Consider the following 18,266-nt stretch of genomic DNA (forward strand, 5'->3'; position numbering starts at 1 on the left):
GTTTACGGGCGTCGGTCACGGTCCGGTGGTGACCAGTTCGGCCGGGACCTGACGGTCGTTCGCCAGCGCGTCGAAGAACTGCGACGCCCGGTCGTGATCCCAGAGCAGCACGTTCCCGGCACCGTCGACGTCCTCGAAACCGCCCACGGGGACGGTGGTGGTGACCATGTCGCCGCGTACCGCCCAGGCGAGTGCGGCGAGGTGCCAGATGTGGTCGCTCTCGTCGACACGCAGCGATGCGGCGGTGTCGGTGACGAGCGGCCAGACGCGGAACGGGTTGAGCCACGTCGCGGGACTGGTGGCCTTCGACATCAACGCCGCCATGAACATCCGCTGATGGTTCATCCGGTCGATGTCGGCGAGCGCGGTCGCGCGGCTGCGGACGAAGCCGAGGGCCTGCGCCCCCGTCAGTTCCTGGCAGCCGGGTGCGAGGTTGATCCCCGCGAGCGGATCGTCGATCGCGGTGTCCAGGCACATGTCGACGCCGCCGATCGCGTCGACGATGCCGGCGAAACCGCCGAATCCGATCTCGGCGTAGTGGTCGATGTGCAGACCGGACGCCTCCTCGACCGTCTGGGTCAGCAGTTGCGGACCGCCGAACGCGAACGACGCGTTGATCTTGTCCTCGCCGTAGCCGGGGATCGACACGTACGAGTCGCGCGGGATGCTCACCATCGTCGCCGGGCCGCCGCCGCTGGGGACGTGCACCACGATGATGGTGTCGGTGCGGTCGGGGCCGCTGTTGCCGCCGGTCGACAACTCCTGTTCCTGCTCGGGGGTCAGCCCGGTGCGGCTGTCCGAACCGACGAGCAGCCAGTTCGTGCCGGGGGTGTCGTCGATCCGGCCGGGGTAGTCGGCCACGGCGTCGATCCGGTTCAGCGAACTGTCGAGGTAGTACGTCATGCCCGCGAGCGCCAGGACCAGCACCAGGAACAGGATGCCGATGCGCCGGCCCCAGTTCCGCGTGCGCTTGGGACGTCGCTGCCCCGGGGGCTCCGGGGTCCGTGGCGGTGCGAGCGGCGGGGGTGGTGGTGGCGTGCGAGGGGGACGCCGGTCGGGCACCCGAGGCGGCGGTGGCGGCGCGTCCCGGTACGGCTGCGGCGTCTGGGTGGGCGCGTAGCCGCGCGGTCCCTGCGGCGGTGCCGACCGGGACAACTGCGGTTCGGGGGCCTGCGACCACGCCTGCTGGGGCGGCGGCGGGGCGCCCCGATCGTCGCGGCGGATCACCTGGGTGCCCTCCGACGGCGGCGCCGGGGGACCCTGCCGGGGAGCGGGGTGGCGCGGGCGGGGCGCAGGAGGTCCCTGTTGCGGGGGACCTTGCGGTGGCACCCGCCGCGTCTGCGGAGGAATCCGCTGGTCAGGCGGCGGCATTCGGCGGTTCGGGGGCGGCGGCACCTGCTGCCCGCCCTGCGTCCGCCGGGGCGGACGGGGCGGCAGCGGAGGATAGGGGGCGTCGCCGGTCACCCACGCGACTTTACTGGTCCCGCCGGATTACGGAATCCAGCCGACGTGCCCGCGCAGGGCGGCGTAGCCGACGAACGCGACCGAATCGATGGTGGCGTGGGCGATCACGAGAGGCCACAACCGTCCAGTCTTCTGCCAGTACCGGCCGAACACCAGACCCATGGCGACGTTTCCCAGCCCGCCACCGAAACCCTGGTAGAGGTGGTACGTCCCGCGGAGCACCGCCGACGCGAGCAGCGACGAGTTCTCGCTCCACCCGAGTTGCCGCAGTCGGGTGATCAGATATGCGACGACGAGCACTTCCTCCGCGCCGGAGTTCGCGATCGCCCACAGGATCAGGGCCGGCAGCCGCCACCAGTGATCCCCGATCGTGCTGGGCACGACGGTGAGGTTGGCGCCGATTGCGCGGGCCAGCAGGTAGAAGCCGAGCCCGGGCAGACCGATCAGTGCGGCGAGCCCGACACCCTGCGTCGCGTCGGGACGCCACCGGGGCCGGCCGAGCCCGACGGCGCGCGGGCCGAGGCCGCTGCGCCACAGGAGGTACAGACCCAGCGCACCCCAGGCGAGAAGTTTCACGACGCCGAGCAATTGCCGGGCGACGTCGATGATCTGGTTCTCCGCGCGGGAGACATTGAGGGCGACGGCCTGATCGGCGAGGTTGCCCGGGGTCAGCAGCGATTCGGACAGCGACAGGAGTCCCGACAGTCCGCTCGTCCCGAACGTGACGAGCAGGACGATCGTGATCTCGATCCACAGGGCCCGCCGCTCACTCCCGGTGGCCGGCGGAGCGGCCGGTTCGGGTGAGGCGGGCCGTATCCAGGAGGCGAGCGTTGCACGCGAGATCACGCGGCACACGCTAGCGCGCGCCGAACCGGAATGCCGATCAGCCGCGCGCGCGGAGTCCGTTCACGAACGGGCATCCCACCAGCAGCCGGATCGCCCTGCTCAGCGCGACGGCGTCGTCGACCGGCGCGGAGAACGGCATCCAGATGTCGCGGTCGCCGTGATCGTTCTCGACGCGCAGTCGCAGTCCGTACCGGTCGATGCCCAGCGGGCGGACGCGTCCGCGTCGCATGTGGGGCGGCAGTTTGCGGGACAGCATGTCGATGAGGTCGCGGTGGTCCTCGTCGAGGTGCTGGAGCCAGGCGGTCTCCATTTCCCAGAACGGGTCGGGCCGGGCGGCGAGCAGGTCGTCGAGGGCGACGGGTTCGGCGCCACTGGAATCGGCGACCACCGCCGATTCGAGGCGGAGTTGCAGCAGCGTCGCATCGTGCCCGACGTCGAGAAGTCCGGGGTGCGGGTACTCGGAGGCCACCTCGTCGGCCAGCGTCCGGGTGTGTGCCTCGCAGAGCGCGTGGAGGTTGCCGCGCAGCCAGACGAGTGACCGCACGGGCTCACGCAGCGCGAGTGGTGAGTTGTCGGTCAGCTCGAGCACAGCGGGGATCCCGCCGCCACCTGCGAGCCAGGACAGCGTGGCGGCCGCCGATTCGGTGGGCACGGCGACCACGACGTCGCCCCCGGACCGCAGGTGGTGTACCGACGTGACGGTCGGTGCGCTGCCTTCGACGGCGAGTACCGCGTCCTGGGTCCGTGCGCACGAGCTACGCACACGCTCGGCGGTGGACGGACCGGTGGTCGTGACGGGCATGGAGCCTCCTTCAGGGTTCCGCGATACTGAGGTAACCCTAACCTAATGTGGGCGGGTCGGCGATGGCAAGACCCCGAGACGAATCCGGTCCACGAGGTGGGCATTACGGTGGGGAGGTGGCTATACCTCTCTCCCTCGGTGTCCCGCGCTCCCGTGGACCGCAGTCGTTGCTCGCCGAACTTCTCAGCGGATCCCAGGACACCGGCCCGGCCGCAGGCGGCCCGCTGGGACCGCGGGTGGTCCCGGCGTCCGCACTGCTCGACGCCGCCGGGACCGACGCCGGCCGCATCATCGTGGGTCTCGACGTCGACCCCGCCGTTCTCCGCACCAGCGAGCAGGCCTCCTACGAGGCGGTCCGGTTCCACCTCGACTGCCCCGCGGGCCAGCTCGGCGACGCGGTCGCGCTCCGGCTGCCGTCTCCGCTCGCGGTGTTCGTCACCGCCGACGGCAGCGACGACCCCGGTCTCGCCGAGACTGCGCAGCAACTCGCGGACGCCGGCCGCATCCCGGGCCTCGCGAGCGGGCGCGGCATCGGCGAGGTCGCCGACTTCCTGGCCGTCCTCGCGCATGCGGACGTCGGGTATGTGGCGAGGGCACGCGACACGGCCGAGGTGCTCGCGCTCCTGTCCGGGACGGTCGCGTCCCTTCGCGGCGACGATGTGCGGGCGGCGCTCGCGGCACCGGATCCGACGAGGCTCACCTCTCTGATCCCGGAGGCCGCGGAGGCCGTCCGCGAGGTCCTGCTGGGGGTCGAGGTACACGACCCGGCGCTCGTCGCCCGTGAGCTGGCGGACGCGGGTCTGCGGTAAAACATTCACCGCCAATGCGCCGGTCCGTCAACGCTCGGTGCGTAATCTCGTAGGCGTGCCAAAGATCGCGTATTTCGGACCCTCGGGAACCTTCACGGAGATGGCGCTCGCCCAGCTCGAGGCCGCGGGTGCCTTCGACGGCCCGGTCGAGCGGGTAGCCGCGACGAGTCCGCCCGCCAGCCTGGCCAAGGTGCGCGACGGCGTCGTCGACGGCGCCGTCGTTCCCATCGAGAGCTCCGTGGAGGGGGCCGTGGTGCCCACCCTCGACTCGCTCGCGCTGGGCGACCGCCTGCAGATCGTGGCCGAGACCGAGCTCGACGTGGCGTTCACGATCCTCGGCGGGGCCGGCATCGAGCGGCTCGATCAGGTGCGCACCGTGCGGGCGTACCCGGTGGCGGCCGGCCAGGTGCGAATCTGGCTGGAGGAGAACTGCCCCGGCGCCGAACTCCAGACGGCGTCCTCCAACGCGGGCGCCGCCGAGGACGTGGCGAACGGCCTCGCCGACGCCGCCGTGTCCACCGCCCTCGCCGGCGAACGGCTCGGGCTGCGCAGCCTCGCCGACGGGGTGGCGGACGAGAAGAGCGCCCGCACCCGGTTCGTTCTCATCACCGCGCCGACCCAGGTGCCCGCACGCACCGGCGGCGACCGCACCTCGGCCGTGCTCGAACCCCACAACACCCCCGGCTCCCTCGTCGGTGTGCTCTCCGAGTTCGCGACCCGCGGAATCGATCTCATCCGGATCGAATCGCGCCCGGTGCGCACCACCCCCGGCTTGTACCGCTTCTTCGTCGACTGCATCGGGCACATCGACGACCCGCTCGTCGCCGAGGCGTTCCGTGCGCTTCACCGCAAGTCGCACGTGCGATTCCTCGGGTCCTGGCCCGCGGCGAACCCCAGCGGCCCGCCGCCGCCGTCCGACGGAGACGCAGCGGACTGGATCGAACGAATCCGTCAGGGAGAGAGGGAATCGTGAGCGGCAAGCTGATCCTGGTCCGGCACGGGCAGACCGAGGCCAACGTCGAGCGCAGGCTCGACACCCGGCTGCCCGGTGCCCGGCTGACACCCGAAGGGCTCTCCCAGGCCGAACGGCTGGGCACCGACCTCGCCGCGAAGGCGACGACGGCCGCCCTCGTGTCCTCGCAGGCTCTGCGCGCCCGGCAGACGGCGCGCTTCGTCGAACTCGCGTCGGGCATCGCCGTCCAGGTGCGGGAGGGCCTGCACGAGGCACAGGCCGGTGAACTCGAGGACCGCAGCGACGAGGAGTCGCACAAGCTGTTCATGAAGACGTTCCACCTGTGGCACACCGGCGAACTGGACGCCCGGGTCCCCGGCGGGGAATCCGCCCACGACATCCTCGAACGGTATGTGCCGGTCGTGGACTCCCTGCGTGAGCAATACCTCGACGACCCGGCGGAATCGGGAGACGTCGTGCTGGTCAGCCACGGCGCCGCCATCCGGCTCGTGGCAGCGCAACTCGCCGGGGTGCCCGGGTTGTTCGCCGCCAACAATCATCTGGCCAACACGCAGTCGGTGGAGCTGACACCACTCGCGGGCGGCGGCTGGGAGTGCGTGCGCTGGGGAACCGTCGAGCCACCGTTCGAACACCGGGTGATCCCCGGCGCCGACGACCCGATGGGGTGACGTCGTTGCGCGCACCCTGGGGTTGCGCGACGATGGAGGAAACCGTCCTCGAGGAGTGACGGCGGTGGATTGGTTCGTTGGCGATGACTATTCGCTCGGTCGGCTGCTCGTCACCGAGGGGCTCGCCGCGATCTATCTCGTCGCGTTCGTGGCCGCGAGAAACCAGTTCAGGCCGCTCGTCGGCAGCAACGGGATGCTGCCCATCCCGAACTTCCTCCACGCCGTCACATTCGGACGTTCACCGAGCATCTTCCATTTCCACTACTCGGACCGATTCTTCGAGACGGTCTGCTGGACCGGCGCCGGACTGTCCCTCGCCGCGCTGCTCGGTCTGACGCAGGTCATCCCGCTCGCGGCGTGCATGCTCGTGTGGTTCGCCCTGTGGGTGCTGTACCTCTCGATCGTCAACGTCTCCCAGATCTGGTACAGCTTCGGCTGGGAGTCGTTGCTGCTCGAAGCGGGTTTCCTCGCCATCTTCCTGGGCAATGCGTCGGTCGGTCCGCCGATTCTCGTGCTGCTCGTGCTGAGGTGGTTGCTGTTCCGCCTCGAGTTCGGCGCCGGGCTGATCAAGATGCGCGGCGACCGATGCTGGAAGGACCTCACCTGCCTGTACTACCACCACGAAACCCAGCCGATGCCCGGACCGTTCAGCTGGTACTTCCACCAGCTGCCGAAGCCGATGCACAAGGTGGAGGTGCTCGGCAACCACTTCGCCCAGTTGGTGGTGCCGTTCGGGCTGTTCGCGCCGCAACCGGTCGCCGCCGTCGCCGCGACGATCATGATCGTCACCCAGCTGTGGCTGGTGGCGAGCGGTAACTTCTCGTGGCTGAACTGGACGACCATCGTGCTGGGACTGTCCGTCATCCCGGACAGCGTGTACGAGAAGGTGCTGCCCGTCGACGTCCCGGCCGCCGGCGACTCGGCGCCCATGCCCTTCGTCGTGCTGGTGATCGCGGTGACGGCTCTCGTCGTCGTGTTGAGCTACTGGCCGATCCGCAACTTGATCTCCCATGGGCAGCGCATGAATGCGTCGTTCAACAAGTGGCATTTCGTCAACACGTACGGCGCGTTCGGCAGCATCACCCGGGTGCGTTACGAGGTGATCGTGGAGGGCACGTCGGACACACACGCCAGTGTGCGTTCCGAGTGGAAGGAGTACGGGTTCAAGGGGAAACCGGGAGACGTTCGCCGGCGACCGCGGCAGTTCGCGCCGTATCACCTGCGGCTCGACTGGTTGTTCTGGTTCACGGCGATCTCGCCCGGCTACGCCGAACCGTGGTTCCGGGGTTTCGTCGAGAGGCTGCTGCGGAACGATCGCGACACCCTGAAGCTGTTGCAGTACAACCCGTTCCCGGAGGAACCGCCGAAACACGTGCGTGCGCGCATGTACCGGTACGAATTCACCACCTGGAAGGAGCGCCGCGAGACCGGCGCGTGGTGGAAGCGGCAACCGGTGTAGGTCAGTGGAGCCGGTCGGCCAGCGACTCCAGCGCCTGCCGCAGGCGCTGCGGGGTGCCGGGGCTGAGCGACGACCACGCCACCCCGTGCGCGGAGACACTGGACGTGCCGACGATGCGTCCCGCCGACGTGTCGAAGACTGTGACGGGCCCACCCACGGGGTCGTACCGTCCGTCGCCGTAGACGATTCCGACGATCTCGGCGTAGGTGGTGCAGGCTGCCATCGCGTTGCCGAGGACGGTCGCGTCGACCGCGCTCACCCCGAGTGCGGTGAGGGCGGCGGCGAGCGACTTGCCGTCCCCGCCCTGATCGAAGGCTTCGCCGAGCTGCACCGTGGGTGCGTTGACGACGCCGACGATCATCGGGTCGGCGGCCCCCAGCGCTCCGATGACGGGGGCGAAGATGTCGGCGCCCGCATCCTGCACGACGTACGTGTCGCCGGCGCGCAGGGCCAGGACCGAGAGGGTTTCGCCCTGGGAGATGCACAGCCTCGAGATGCTGCCGTCGACGTACCAGCGCAGGGCGATCTCCCACAGCGGTCGGGCGAGAACCCGGAGGCGGTCGGCGAGTTCGGGGTGAACCCCGCCGCCCGGGAGCAGATCCCGGGCGGCGAGGGTGTCGACGGCGCCGCGGAACGCTGCGTCCCTGGCGTCGTACGTGTCGTACCGCGGGGTGGCGTCGAGCACCACCGGCAGCACGTCGAGTGCGAGCGTGTCGACGAGATAGTCCATTTCGTCGAGGCTCAGGGTCACCGCCGGGAGGGTCGGTACGCCCGGCTGGGTGCCCAGATCGATCACCGTCCGGACTCCCGGTGGTCGGGGTTCGCACCGATGACCGACGGTATGACGGTGCGCCCGTCGGAGAAGTGCTCGAAGTTCTTCAGGTAGTCGGGGGTCTCCCGCTCGTCCTCGTCCTGTGAACCCGCCCCGGCCGCGCCGCGCCCGACCGTCATCGGTCCGCTACCGGTGGCGCCGCGCGCCGTCGCGGCCGGGTTCACTTCGGCGCGAACGTCTCCGATCACCCCGCCGGGTGCGGTTGCCGGTGCGCCGGGCCGCGCGCCCTGGCCGCCGTCCGTCTTACCCCAGCCTTCCGGCAGGGTCGCCCCGCCTACGGCGCCGGCGCCGATCGCACCGACCGAGGTGCGGGCTGCCGCAGCGCTGGTCGAGGCAGAGCCGCCGCCGTACGCGCCACCGGACATCATCGGCGCACCGCCCACCATCGGGGTGACGCCGCCACCGGTGACCGCGGACAACGCCGCGCCACCGATGTTGCTCGCCGCCGACGTGGCGGTGGAGACCGTGGTGCCCGCGATGCTGCCGACCTGCGACGCGGCCGTGGTGACGGCCGGGTTCTGGCCGGCGGCCATCAGTGCGGCGGCTGCGGCACGGGTCGGATCGAATTCACCGTCGGACGGGATTTCGTCGAACGTCCCGACCTCCTTCGAATCGGCCTTCGTGACGATCCGAGGGGGCTGCCTGTACGTGCGTTTGAGCGCCAGGATGTTCGACGCGGCCTCGTAACCCTCCATCACGAGACCGGCGCGAATGTCCATCGCGCGGTCCGCGGCTTCCGCGGCCGCGGCGGTGCCGTTGAGCGCGCCACCCGTCGAATACGCGGTGGCCTTCGCGGTCTTCACGGCGACGATCTCGGGGATGCTGGGCATGATGAGCGCGGCAGTGGTGTAGGCGCCGGCTTCGAGCCCCGCTTTCGCTGCGGTGTCCGCGGCGAGTTCGGCGCATTCGGCCGTCCACACCGTGAACGGCGTGATCTTCGCGAGCGCCGCGACCGCCGAGACACCCTGCCAGCCGGCCGCGAGTTCGGCCATCACGCGGACCAGTGTGAGGTTGGCGTCGACGAAGCTCGTGGACAGCGCCGTCCACGCCGCGCTCGCCACGCTCAGCGGCACCGGGCCCGCGCCGGCGGCGAGGGTGGTCGAGTTGACGGTCGCCCCTCGGGGCAACCAGATCACACCTGTCAGTCCCATGGTCATGCTTGATCTCCTAGTGGTCTCGAGGCGCCGGCCGTCACATGCCCGCAGCGAGGGACGCGCCGAGCGCGAGGTCCTCGGCGACGTACAGCGCGGCCTGGGTGCGGAGCGTGTTCGCGGTCTCGCGCATCTCGAGAATGCCCTGGGCGACAGCGGGAGTGAACGTGTTGGCAACGGTGTTGAAGTAACCGGCCGCGTGCAGAGACACCTCTTCGCTCCCGGAGGGCAGCACGCGGATGGCCGCGGAGTTGAGAGCGACCGCGGTCTCGAGACGCGCGGCGAGCGCGTCGAGTTCCACGGCGGCGGCGACAAGAGCTTCAGGTGCGACGTGCAGAGCTGGCATGGCGTCGAACTCCTTCTTGACCTAGGCAGGCGGAAGGCAGTTGCCCCCCGGCAAACGAACTGCATGTGCAGCTGTCCCTACACACTTGGACGCTGCAACGCGCTCTTCGGTTCCCCCCGATCCCGAGAATTTCTTCTCGGGAAAACCGTTCATCCCCAGCCGAGCTCGTGCAAGCGATCTTCTTCTATCCCGAAGTAGTGCGCAACCTCGTGTATCACGGTGACGGCTACCTCGTGGACGACTTCCTCCTCCGAACTGCAGATTTCGAGGAGGGCGTCGCGATAGACGGTAATCGTATCGGGCAGCGATCCGCCGTAATGGCTGTCCCGTTCCGTCAGCGCGATCCCGTGGTAGAGGCCCAGAAGATACGGGTCCGCGTCGTTGCGGTCGTCGACGAGGACGACGACGTTGTCGATCGCGGCCGCGAGCTGGGGTGGGATCAGATCGAGTGCGTCGCCCACCAATTCCTCGAATCGGTCGGGCGGCATGCTCACCGCCACATCAGTTCCCGGGGACCGGAGCGGCGCCGGGAAGCGGCGTCGGTATCGACCTGCCCTCCGGGATCGGCGGCGGCGGCACGGGTGCCGCGCCGTTGATGAGGATCTCGCCCTTCGCCGAACCGGTGATGGTCGAGAAGCCGCCGGCGTCGGTCTCCTTGCCTACCGAGCAGTTCACCCGCCTGCTGCCCGCGAGCCAGCTGTCGAGTTCCAGGTTGTCCCAGAACAGCGTGAGCGTCTTGTTCCGCAACGCGTCGGCGGAACCGAGGTACTCGTTGGCGGCCTGCGTGCACACACCCTCGAGGTACTTGTCCTGGTCTTCGACGGTCGGCATCGACGCGGGGAACTGGGTGGCCAGGTCGACGACGGAGATCACTTCGAAGGCGTGGGGTTGCGCGCAGTCGACGGGATCGGTGGGCACGTTCTGGTTGATGCCGATGCAGGTGCCCGGATCCCAGATGTTGGATTGGTCCTGCTCGGCCACCTTGCCGGTGAACGGCAGCAACGTCCCTGCGGTGCTGGAGAATTGGAGACCGCACCGCAGTGTCCGCTCGCCCGCCGCCCAACCGGACTCGCTGGGGAACATGAGACCCACGCTGAACTTGCCGTACGGATCGAACTTCGCGCCGAGGTAGGTGTCGACGGCGGGCACACAGTGTTCGTCGCGCAACGCGGCGAACCGCAGCGCACCCGGGTAACGCGAACCCGGACCGAACTCGGCGCCCGGGTACACGCTGAGATCCAGCGGCGCCGCCACCTCGAACCGGTGTTCCTCCGAGCAGTCGACCTTCGCGACGTCCTTCCGGTCCTCCTGCGGATCGTTCGACGGCGTCCAGTCGAGGCAGTCGCCTGCCGCCGCCGAAGCGAACGCGTCACCCTCCACCGAACCCGTCGCCTGCGGTCCGGAACCGGTGGAGTGCGCGGGGAGATTCTCGCTGCGGTTGAAACCGCCGGCGATCGCGAACGTGGCGATCGCCGCCACCACGGCACCTGCCGCGACGGCCGCGAGCGCGCGACGCGTCGTGGTCGCGGACATGCTGCGGGGCGCCTTGTCCGGTTGCCCGGCATTCTTCGGCTGGGGTTCGGCGCCGTTCGACTGATCTGAGGACATCGATTTCCATAATGCCTGTTCCGATCGTGGAAGCAGAACAACTCCCGCAATCGGCTCGAACCTGGCGTAACTTCGACGACCATGAGTGACGATCCTCAGCAGTCCGCCGAGCCGGTGGATCCTGAACTGCAAGAGCTCGCCGGGCGCGTGTTCGACACGGCACGATCCGGTGACGCCGTGTCCTTGGCCACGTACCTCGACGCGGGTGTCCCGGTGAACCTGGCCAATCAGAACGGCGACACCCTGGTGATGCTGGCCGCCTACCACGGTCACGCCGTGGCCGTTCAGGTCCTGATCGACCGCGGCGCCGACGTCGACCGCCTCAACGACAAGGGACAGTCTCCGCTGGCAGGGGCGCTGTTCAAGGGTGAGGACGCCGTTGTGCGGACCCTCGTCGCCGGCGGTGCCGACGCCACGGCAGGCCACCCGACCGCCGTCGACGCCGCCCGCATGTTCGGCCGTGAGGACCTTCTGAGCCTGCTGGAACCGAAACCGGAGTGAGCCGCTCAGCGGCGCCCGGTAGGGTTTGAAGCCGTGATTGACCTGAAGTTCCTCCGCGAGAACCCCGACGCCGTCCGCGAGTCGCAGCGCACCCGTGGCGAAGATCCCGCCCTGGTCGACGCATTGCTCGAGGCCGACGCGTCCCGGCGCGCCGCCGTTCTCGCCGGCGACAATCTGCGTGCCGAGCAGAAGGCGTTCGGCAAGAAGGTCGGGCAGGCGTCCCCGGAGGAGCGTCCGGCGCTGCTCGAGGGCTCCAAGGAACTCGCGGCCAAGGTCAAGCAGGCCGAGGCCGAGCAGCACGAGGCGCAGGCCGCGCTCGACGCCGCGCACCGGGCGATCTCCAACGTCGTCCAGGAGGGCGCCCCCGCGGGCGGCGAGGACGACTTCGTCACCCTCGAGACGGTGGGCGACATTCCCGCGTTCGACTTCGAACCCAAGGACCACCTCGAGCTGGGTGAGTCGCTGGGGCTGATCGACATGGAGCGCGGCGCGAAGGTTTCCGGCGCCCGCTTCTACTTCCTCACCGGCTTCGGCGCGATGCTGCAGCTGGGAATGCTGCAGCTGGCCGCGCAGAAGGCGATGGCCAACGGCTTCCAGATGATGATCCCGCCGGTGCTGGTGCGGCCGGAGATCATGGCGGGAACCGGGTTCCTCGGCGCCCACGCGGACGAGATCTACCACCTCGCCGACGACGACCTGTACCTCGTCGGCACGTCCGAGGTCCCGCTCGCCGGGTACCACTCGGGCGAGATCCTCGACCTCGCCGACGGCCCCAAGCGGTACGCGGGCTGGTCGACGTGCTTCCGGCGCGAGGCCGGCAGCTACGGCAAGGACACCCGCGGCATCATCCGGGTCCACCAGTTCGACAAGGTGGAGATGTTCACCTACTGCAAGCCCGAGGACGCCGACGCGGAGCACCAGCGCCTGCTCGCGTGGGAGCGCGACATGCTCGCCGCGATCGACGTGCCGTACCGGGTGATCGACGTGGCCGGCGGCGACCTGGGGTCGTCGGCCGCCCGCAAGTTCGACTGCGAGGCCTGGGTGCCCACGCAGCAGGCGTACCGCGAGCTCACCTCGACGTCCAACTGCACGACGTTCCAGGCGCGTCGTCTCGGTGTGCGGTACCGCGACGAGAACGGGAAGCCGCAGACGGCCGCGACCCTCAACGGCACCCTCGCCACCACCCGGTGGATCGTCGCCATCCTGGAGAACCACCAGCAGTCCGACGGCACCGTGCGGGTGCCCGAGGCCCTCGTGCCGTTCGTCGGTACGGATGTCCTGAAGCCATAAAAGCAGGCCCAGGATTTTTGGGAAGGCTACCCTTGCGCGAACGACGAAATGATGTAACCCTTACCTAATCGAGTTGGTAAGGAGCTCCACATGTTCGTGTGCATCTGCAAGGCAGTGACGGAAGACGAAGTGCACGAGCACTGCGCCGCCGGAGCTGACAGCGCGGATGCCATCGGTGAGCGTTGCGGCGCCGGATGGGGATGTGGGACCTGCGTCGATCGGTTGAAGGAGATTCTGGAGCGGTCGGCCGCGAACAGCGTGGCCGCGTGACGAAACCGCAGCACAACTGAATCCCGCGATTCTCTACATCGCGGGATATTGCCGGTGGTACGTTCGCCTCAACCGGGGCGAACGGAGAAGTCATGCGCGGCGACGACGAAGTAATTGCTCTTCTCAACGAACAGTTGACCAGTGAGCTGACTGCGATCAACCAGTATTTCCTGCACTCCAAGATGCAGGCCAATTGGGGCTTTACCAAACTGGCGGACAAGACTCGGGCGGAGTCCATCGAGGAGATGAATCACGCCGAGATCCTCACCGACCGGATCCTGTTTCTCGAGGCGCTTCCGAACTATCAGAAGCTGCTGCCGCTGCGTATCGGGCAGGACCTGCGCGAGCAGTTCCATTCCGACCTCTCCATCGAAGTCGAGGTCGTCGAGCGCCTGCGTCCGGGCATCCAGATGTGCCGCGACAAGGGCGATGCCACGTCGGCGAAACTGCTCGAGACGATCCTCGGGGAAGAAGAGGATCACATCGATTACCTGGAGACGCAGATCGAACTGATGGACAAGATGGGCGACCAGCTCTACATGGCCCAGCTCGTCGATCAGCCGCCGACCGTCGGATAGGCCGAAAACGGGGTGACACCCCCGGTGCGGAGTGCGAAACTGGGCGCGTGAGATATCCCGCCGCCCAGCCTTGACCCAGTTCGCAGCGTTCTCTCGCCTTCCGCGTGGTCGGCTACGTGTCCACGCGCGACCTCATCCCGCTCTACGGTCTGTACGACCTGCTGTTCGCCGACCACGGACTGAGCGTCGGTCAGATCTCGTCGCTGTTCGTCATCTGGTCGGTCGTGTCCTTCGTCGCGGAGGTGCCGTCCGGCGCGTGGGCCGACACCGTGTCTCGACGTGGCCTTCTGGTGTTCGCATCCGTGCTGTACACGGCCGGATTCACCGTGTGGATCGTCGTGCCGTCGTACGCGGGATTCGCCGCCGGATTCGTGTTGTGGGGCATCAGCGGCGCCATCCAGTCGGGCACGTTCGAGGCGCTGCTGTACGACGAACTCGTGGCGCGCGGCGCTGCCGGTGACTTCGCGAGGTTGCTCGGCTACGCCAACTCCGGCGCCATGGTGTGCAACCTTCTCGCGACCCTGACGGCGGCACCACTCTACATCCTCGGCGGATATCCACTGGTCGGGTGGGTCAGCGTCGGCGCGACCGTGGTCCACGGCTGTTTCGCCCTGCTGCTGCCCGCGGCGCCGAAGGTCGAGGAGGCGGACGAGACTCTCGAAGCCACGGACGAACGACGGGGACTCGGTGCCCGGTACGCCTCGATGCTGCGGGCCGGCCTCGGCGAGGTGACGCGCGAGGCGGTGGTCCGGTGCGGAGTGCTGCTGTCGGCAGTGCTGATCGCGTTCCTGGCGTTCGACGAGTACTTCGGGCTACTCGCGCGCGACGGTGGAACGGCGACGGCGTCCGTACCGCTGCTCGTCGCGATCACGGTGAGCGGTCAGGTCGTCGGCACAGCACTCGCCGGACGCACGGCCTCGATGCGTGCCGTGACGATGGGGCGGGCCGTCGCCCTCGCCGCGATCCTGCTCGGCGGGGGAGCGCTGCTCGGCGGTGTCCCCGGATTCCTCGCGCTCGGCGTCGGCTACGGCATCCTCGGCAACGCGATGATCGTGTCGGAAGCGCGCGTGCAGGACGCGATCACCGGTCCCGCACGCGCCACCGTCACATCGGTGGCCGGACTGTTCGGTGAGGTGGCCGCGGTGCTGATCTACGCGGGCGTCGCCGTCGGATCTCTGTGGCTGTCGGTCACGACGCTCGTCGCGGCACTCGCCGTTCCGGTGCTGCTGTCGGCGGTCCTGGTGCGTCGGTGGCTGCCGCCCGTCCGAACCGACGCCCCCTCAGCCGGGTGAATGTACCCTTCGGCGCCTCAGGTGCGCCGAAGGGTACGTTCGCCCGCCGGGGTCAGAGCTTCGTGGACCGCAGTTCGTGGCCCTTGGACGTCTTGCAGCGCCCCGATTCGAGGTCCCACTGCCAGCCGTGGAGGTTGCAGGTGAGGTTGGTGCCGTCGACGACGCCGAACTTCGACAGGTCGGCCTTCAGGTGCGGGCAGCGGCGCTGGATCTCGTACCCGCCGAGTTCGATCGACGCGGAGTCGTCGTGGGCCTCGGCGAACCAGCCGTCGGCGTACGCGATGCGTTCGTCGGTGAGGCACTTGAAGAACGTGTAGAGGAACTCGTTGTATCCGCCGACGCGCCACGCCTCGAAGCGGGTGGACAGGAAGATCGTGTTCACCCAGTCGGGCTCGTCGTCGCGCAGCACCGTCCGCACCAGCTCGGGGGCGATCCGGAAGCCGTAGCGGTACTTGCCGTCCTTCTCGCCGCGGGGGCGGACGGTGCGCTGCGGGAAGTCGAGGACGACGGTCTCGTCGCCCATCACCAGGCCGACGGGGTAGCCGATGCCGTCGCAGATCAGGTCGGACTGCTTCATGATCGGCTCGAACTTCGCCTTGAGCGCCTCCATCAGCGGCTCACCCTCGGCGGGGGCCCACGTGGCCTTCTCGGCGGCGAGGACCGGCGCCATGCGCTTCGCCATGTCCTCGATGTACGCGGCCTTGTCGGAGAAGATCTTGTCGACCTCGGCGTCCGGGATCGGGTGCGTGAGCGTCAGCTCGCCGCCCTTCAGGTCCGCGGTCGACCCCGGGATCATCAGGATGCCGCCGTCATTGCCGTGGATCCGCATCTGCTCGAGGAACGTGATCTGGTCGGGGAAGATGTTGCCCTCGTCGCCCCGGTCGTCGTTCAGGTAGCGCAGCGCGTCGTCGAGGAACACCGGCGGCCCGGCGGACGGCACCACCCACGTGGCCGCGACCTGCTCGATGTAGCTGCGGCAGCGGTCCATGCCGCGCTGACGCTTCTGCTTGCCGAAATTGGCCTTCGTCTTGGTGGGGATGTCGTAGACCATCGGGTACCAGATGGCGCCCGAGTACTGCAGCAGGTGGATGTCGATCTTGCCGAACTCGTCGTGCAGGACGTCCATGTCGACGGGGCGTGCGTCGTTCATGTTGAAACACGTGGTCTCGCCGTCGGACACCACGAGACCCGAGTCGCCGATCGGACCGTCCGCGGGGGCGCGCAGCGCGATGATCATGATGTCGAGGTCACCCTTGGGGCCGGTGACCTTGTGTTTGACCGAGTCCTCGGTCTCGAAGAACTTGTGGAAGCCCAGCGCCTCGAGTTCACGCTTGAGGTCCGGCACCGGGTAGTCGGGGAGCAGGACCGTCGCGTCCTTGTTGACGTGCTTGCTCAGGTTCTCCGGATCGAAGTGGTCCTTGTGCAGGTGCGACACGTACAGGTAGTCGCAATTGCCCAGGGCGTCCCAGTCGAGCTGGGTGTTGTCCGGGAACGGGAACCAGGACCCGAAGTACGCGGGGTTCACCCAGGGGTCGCACAGGATCGAGCCTGCCTCGGTCTGGATGTGGAATCCGGCGTGTCCGACGCTGGTGACCTGCACTGGTATGCCTCCTGGGAGCTGAGCGACTGTTCCAGAGTAGGCGTTCCCCCCAGGTGAGTGGCAATGCGCGCTCCAGCACACCGTGCCACTCACGTGCGGTCAGGTCACTTCGCCCAGGCAGTAGCCGTCGGGGCCGATGGACAGTGTGACCTGCCTGGTGTTCGTCACACCGGACACGTCGGTGACGGGAACGGACACTTCCAGGTAGTCGCCGCGGACCGGCGTGGCGGTCATCGCGTCGGCGGCGAACGCCGTGGTCCCGGCGAGGACGTCGGGGTCGAGCTGGAGTGGCGGCCGGCCTCCGGTGCCCGTGCCGGACGGGTCCCAGGGGCTGAAGCCGGGGCAGATCAGCGGGTAGGCGGTCTCGGTGTCTGCCCTGTTCACCGGCGCGCCCGACTCCCGCGACAGGAATCGGGCGACGGCGTACTCGGCGTCGGCGGGGGTGTAGAAGTCGACGGTCCCGGCGGGGTGGACGTGTGGGCAGGCGTAGCCGGAGGCGATCTCGCTGCGTTTGACGGACACCGTGGTGCCGCCGCCGGTCCACGACACCGCGAACTGTCCGTCGACGCCGGGTTGCGCGAGCGCCCCGAGGATCGCGGACGTGTCGGCGTACTGGTCGGCGGCCTGGGCGGGCGGCAGCGTCCAGCATTTCGCGGGGACGGTGCCGGGCCGGGTGACAAGGTCGGTGGCCCAGGCGCGGACCGCGTCGACCGCTGCGGGGTTGCCGGGCACCTCGCCGACGATCACCTGCGGCACCGGGGCAGGCGGCGTGGTGGTCGTGGGCTCGGCGGCGGATGTGGGCGCGGACACGGTGTCGGCCGGGGGCTCGTCCGTCGGGATGCCGGACTGCGAATCGCACGCCACCCCCGCGCCGAGGATCACCGCGACGACCGGCGCGATGAGCGCCCTCCTGCCCCTGCCAGCCATCTCCAGCGCGCCCTTTCTCTCGACTCCCCACCGAATGTCCGTCCCCGACGGCGGGCCAGATCGCGGATACCCGGCTACGCTAGCCGATTGTGGAACCCGTCTACCGAACCGTCATCGGCATCGCCCGCACCGTATTCGCCCTCGAGGGGCTGAAGTTCACGGTCGAGGGCGATCAGCACATTCCGTCGACGGGTGGGGCGGTGATCGCGATCAATCACACCGGCTACATGGACTTCACCTACGCCGGACTTCCGGCCCGCAGGGTGAAGCGGTACGTCCGCTTCATGGCGAAGAAGGAAGTGTTCGACAACAAGATCTCGGGCCCGATCATGCGCGCGCTCAAGCACATTCCGGTCGACCGGGCCGCCGGCGCGGATTCGTACAAGGCGGCCGTCGACTTCCTGCGCCGCGGCGAACTGGTGGGCGTCTACCCGGAGGCCACCATCAGCCGGAGCTTCGAGATCAAGGAATTCAAGTCGGGTGCCGCGCGCATGGCGATCGAGGCGAATGTGCCGATCATCCCGGTGGTCATCTGGGGCGCGCAGCGGGTGTGGACCAAGGGGTTCCCGAAGCGGCTGGGCCGCACGAACACTCCCATCTCGATCGCTGTCGGCGAGCCGATCCAGCCGTTCGAACCCGCATCCGAGCTGACCGCGAAGCTGCACGCCACGATGACGACGATGCTCGCCGACCTCCAGCAGGGCTACGACCACCCGGCGGGCGAGTACTGGGTGCCCGCGCGCCTCGGGGGCAGTGCGCCGACGCTCGACGAAGCGAACAAGATGGACGCCGCCGACGCCGAGGCGAAGGCGCAGTCCCGTCGGGCCCGGGAGACCGGTAGCTAGAGGGT

At 68.9% G+C, this 18,266-nt stretch carries 20 protein-coding genes; 10 read left to right on the forward strand and 10 right to left on the reverse strand.

Annotated elements, in window-relative coordinates:
* Window positions 1-15: 15 nt before the first annotated feature.
* From ACLIVD_RS01950 to ACLIVD_RS01960, 3 genes are all read right to left on the reverse strand, one after another.
* Window positions 16-1,227, reverse strand: a complete 1,212-nt coding sequence (locus ACLIVD_RS01950; RefSeq protein WP_491931853.1) for an LCP family protein — start codon at window positions 1,225-1,227, stop codon at window positions 16-18.
* Between the two features lie 264 nt (window positions 1,228-1,491).
* The gene (locus ACLIVD_RS01955; protein WP_283332622.1) at window positions 1,492-2,310 is read right to left on the reverse strand and encodes a CPBP family intramembrane glutamic endopeptidase; all 819 of its coding nucleotides are present in this window, start codon (window positions 2,308-2,310) and stop codon (window positions 1,492-1,494) included.
* Window positions 2,311-2,347: 37 nt separating this feature from the next.
* On the reverse strand, window positions 2,348-3,112 hold the full coding sequence (locus tag ACLIVD_RS01960; RefSeq protein ID WP_283353608.1) for a DUF2470 domain-containing protein: 765 nt from the start codon (window positions 3,110-3,112) through the stop codon (window positions 2,348-2,350).
* A gap of 116 nt (window positions 3,113-3,228) precedes the next feature.
* On the opposite strand from ACLIVD_RS01960, the gene ACLIVD_RS01965 reads away from it, so the two are divergent.
* The 4 genes from ACLIVD_RS01965 to ACLIVD_RS01980 are packed head-to-tail and all read left to right on the forward strand — an operon-like array spanning window position 3,229 to window position 7,021.
* Window positions 3,229-3,921, forward strand: a complete 693-nt coding sequence (locus ACLIVD_RS01965) for a hypothetical protein (protein ID WP_491931854.1) — start codon at window positions 3,229-3,231, stop codon at window positions 3,919-3,921.
* Window positions 3,922-3,976: 55 nt separating this feature from the next.
* Window positions 3,977-4,894 (forward strand): prephenate dehydratase, encoded by a 918-nt coding sequence (gene pheA, locus ACLIVD_RS01970; RefSeq protein ID WP_283332624.1) that lies wholly within the window; start codon window positions 3,977-3,979, stop codon window positions 4,892-4,894.
* Window positions 4,891-5,562 (forward strand): histidine phosphatase family protein, encoded by a 672-nt coding sequence (locus tag ACLIVD_RS01975; protein WP_378471853.1) that lies wholly within the window; start codon window positions 4,891-4,893, stop codon window positions 5,560-5,562. Before pheA ends, ACLIVD_RS01975 begins: the two co-directional genes overlap by 4 nt.
* Before the next feature lie 55 nt (window positions 5,563-5,617).
* Window positions 5,618-7,021, forward strand: coding sequence for a lipase maturation factor family protein (locus ACLIVD_RS01980; RefSeq protein WP_491931855.1), 1,404 nt, complete (start codon window positions 5,618-5,620; stop codon window positions 7,019-7,021).
* A 1-nt stretch (window position 7,022) separates the two neighbouring features.
* On the opposite strand, the gene ACLIVD_RS01985 is transcribed toward ACLIVD_RS01980, so the two are convergent.
* From ACLIVD_RS01985 to ACLIVD_RS02005, 5 genes are all read right to left on the reverse strand, one after another.
* Window positions 7,023-7,817, reverse strand: coding sequence for an ESX secretion-associated protein EspG (locus ACLIVD_RS01985; protein WP_491931857.1), 795 nt, complete (start codon window positions 7,815-7,817; stop codon window positions 7,023-7,025).
* Complete coding sequence (locus tag ACLIVD_RS01990) at window positions 7,814-9,010, reverse strand: PPE domain-containing protein (RefSeq protein ID WP_477950792.1); 1,197 nt, start codon at window positions 9,008-9,010, stop codon at window positions 7,814-7,816. Before ACLIVD_RS01990 ends, ACLIVD_RS01985 begins: the two co-directional genes overlap by 4 nt.
* A gap of 34 nt (window positions 9,011-9,044) precedes the next feature.
* Entirely contained in the window at window positions 9,045-9,350 is a 306-nt protein-coding gene (locus tag ACLIVD_RS01995) for a PE family protein (RefSeq protein ID WP_144284647.1), read from the reverse strand.
* A 149-nt stretch (window positions 9,351-9,499) separates the two neighbouring features.
* On the reverse strand, window positions 9,500-9,850 hold the full coding sequence (locus ACLIVD_RS02000; RefSeq protein WP_491931858.1) for a metallopeptidase family protein: 351 nt from the start codon (window positions 9,848-9,850) through the stop codon (window positions 9,500-9,502).
* A 1-nt stretch (window position 9,851) separates the two neighbouring features.
* The gene (locus ACLIVD_RS02005) at window positions 9,852-10,958 is read right to left on the reverse strand and encodes a septum formation family protein (RefSeq protein ID WP_280781892.1); all 1,107 of its coding nucleotides are present in this window, start codon (window positions 10,956-10,958) and stop codon (window positions 9,852-9,854) included.
* A gap of 81 nt (window positions 10,959-11,039) precedes the next feature.
* Here ACLIVD_RS02005 and ACLIVD_RS02010 point away from each other — a divergent pair, with 81 nt between their 5' ends.
* From ACLIVD_RS02010 to ACLIVD_RS02030, 5 genes are all read left to right on the forward strand, one after another.
* Window positions 11,040-11,459: an ankyrin repeat domain-containing protein gene (locus ACLIVD_RS02010; RefSeq protein ID WP_280781891.1), complete on the forward strand. Its 420-nt coding sequence runs from the start codon at window positions 11,040-11,042 to the stop codon at window positions 11,457-11,459.
* A gap of 33 nt (window positions 11,460-11,492) precedes the next feature.
* Window positions 11,493-12,749, forward strand: a complete 1,257-nt coding sequence (gene serS, locus ACLIVD_RS02015; RefSeq protein ID WP_105414036.1) for a serine--tRNA ligase — start codon at window positions 11,493-11,495, stop codon at window positions 12,747-12,749.
* Between the two features lie 90 nt (window positions 12,750-12,839).
* Window positions 12,840-13,019: a (2Fe-2S)-binding protein gene (locus tag ACLIVD_RS02020; RefSeq protein ID WP_009477119.1), complete on the forward strand. Its 180-nt coding sequence runs from the start codon at window positions 12,840-12,842 to the stop codon at window positions 13,017-13,019.
* Window positions 13,020-13,111: 92 nt separating this feature from the next.
* Window positions 13,112-13,597: a bacterioferritin gene (gene bfr / locus ACLIVD_RS02025; RefSeq protein WP_280781890.1), complete on the forward strand. Its 486-nt coding sequence runs from the start codon at window positions 13,112-13,114 to the stop codon at window positions 13,595-13,597.
* Between the two features lie 104 nt (window positions 13,598-13,701).
* A complete protein-coding gene (locus ACLIVD_RS02030) occupies window positions 13,702-14,889 on the forward strand; it encodes an MFS transporter (protein WP_283332632.1) in 1,188 nt (395 codons plus the stop codon).
* A 52-nt stretch (window positions 14,890-14,941) separates the two neighbouring features.
* On the opposite strand, the gene ACLIVD_RS02035 is transcribed toward ACLIVD_RS02030, so the two are convergent.
* A complete protein-coding gene (locus ACLIVD_RS02035) occupies window positions 14,942-16,489 on the reverse strand; it encodes a Rieske 2Fe-2S domain-containing protein (protein WP_491931859.1) in 1,548 nt (515 codons plus the stop codon).
* A gap of 99 nt (window positions 16,490-16,588) precedes the next feature.
* Window positions 16,589-17,416, reverse strand: coding sequence for a hypothetical protein (locus ACLIVD_RS02040; RefSeq protein WP_491931860.1), 828 nt, complete (start codon window positions 17,414-17,416; stop codon window positions 16,589-16,591).
* A gap of 89 nt (window positions 17,417-17,505) precedes the next feature.
* On the opposite strand from ACLIVD_RS02040, the gene ACLIVD_RS02045 reads away from it, so the two are divergent.
* Window positions 17,506-18,261 carry a lysophospholipid acyltransferase family protein gene (locus ACLIVD_RS02045; RefSeq protein ID WP_009477124.1) on the forward strand — a complete coding sequence of 252 codons (756 nt, stop codon included), beginning with the start codon at window positions 17,506-17,508 and terminating at the stop codon, window positions 18,259-18,261.
* Window positions 18,262-18,266 lie beyond the last annotated feature (5 nt).

The organism is Rhodococcus sp. G6(2025), from assembly GCF_058628105.1.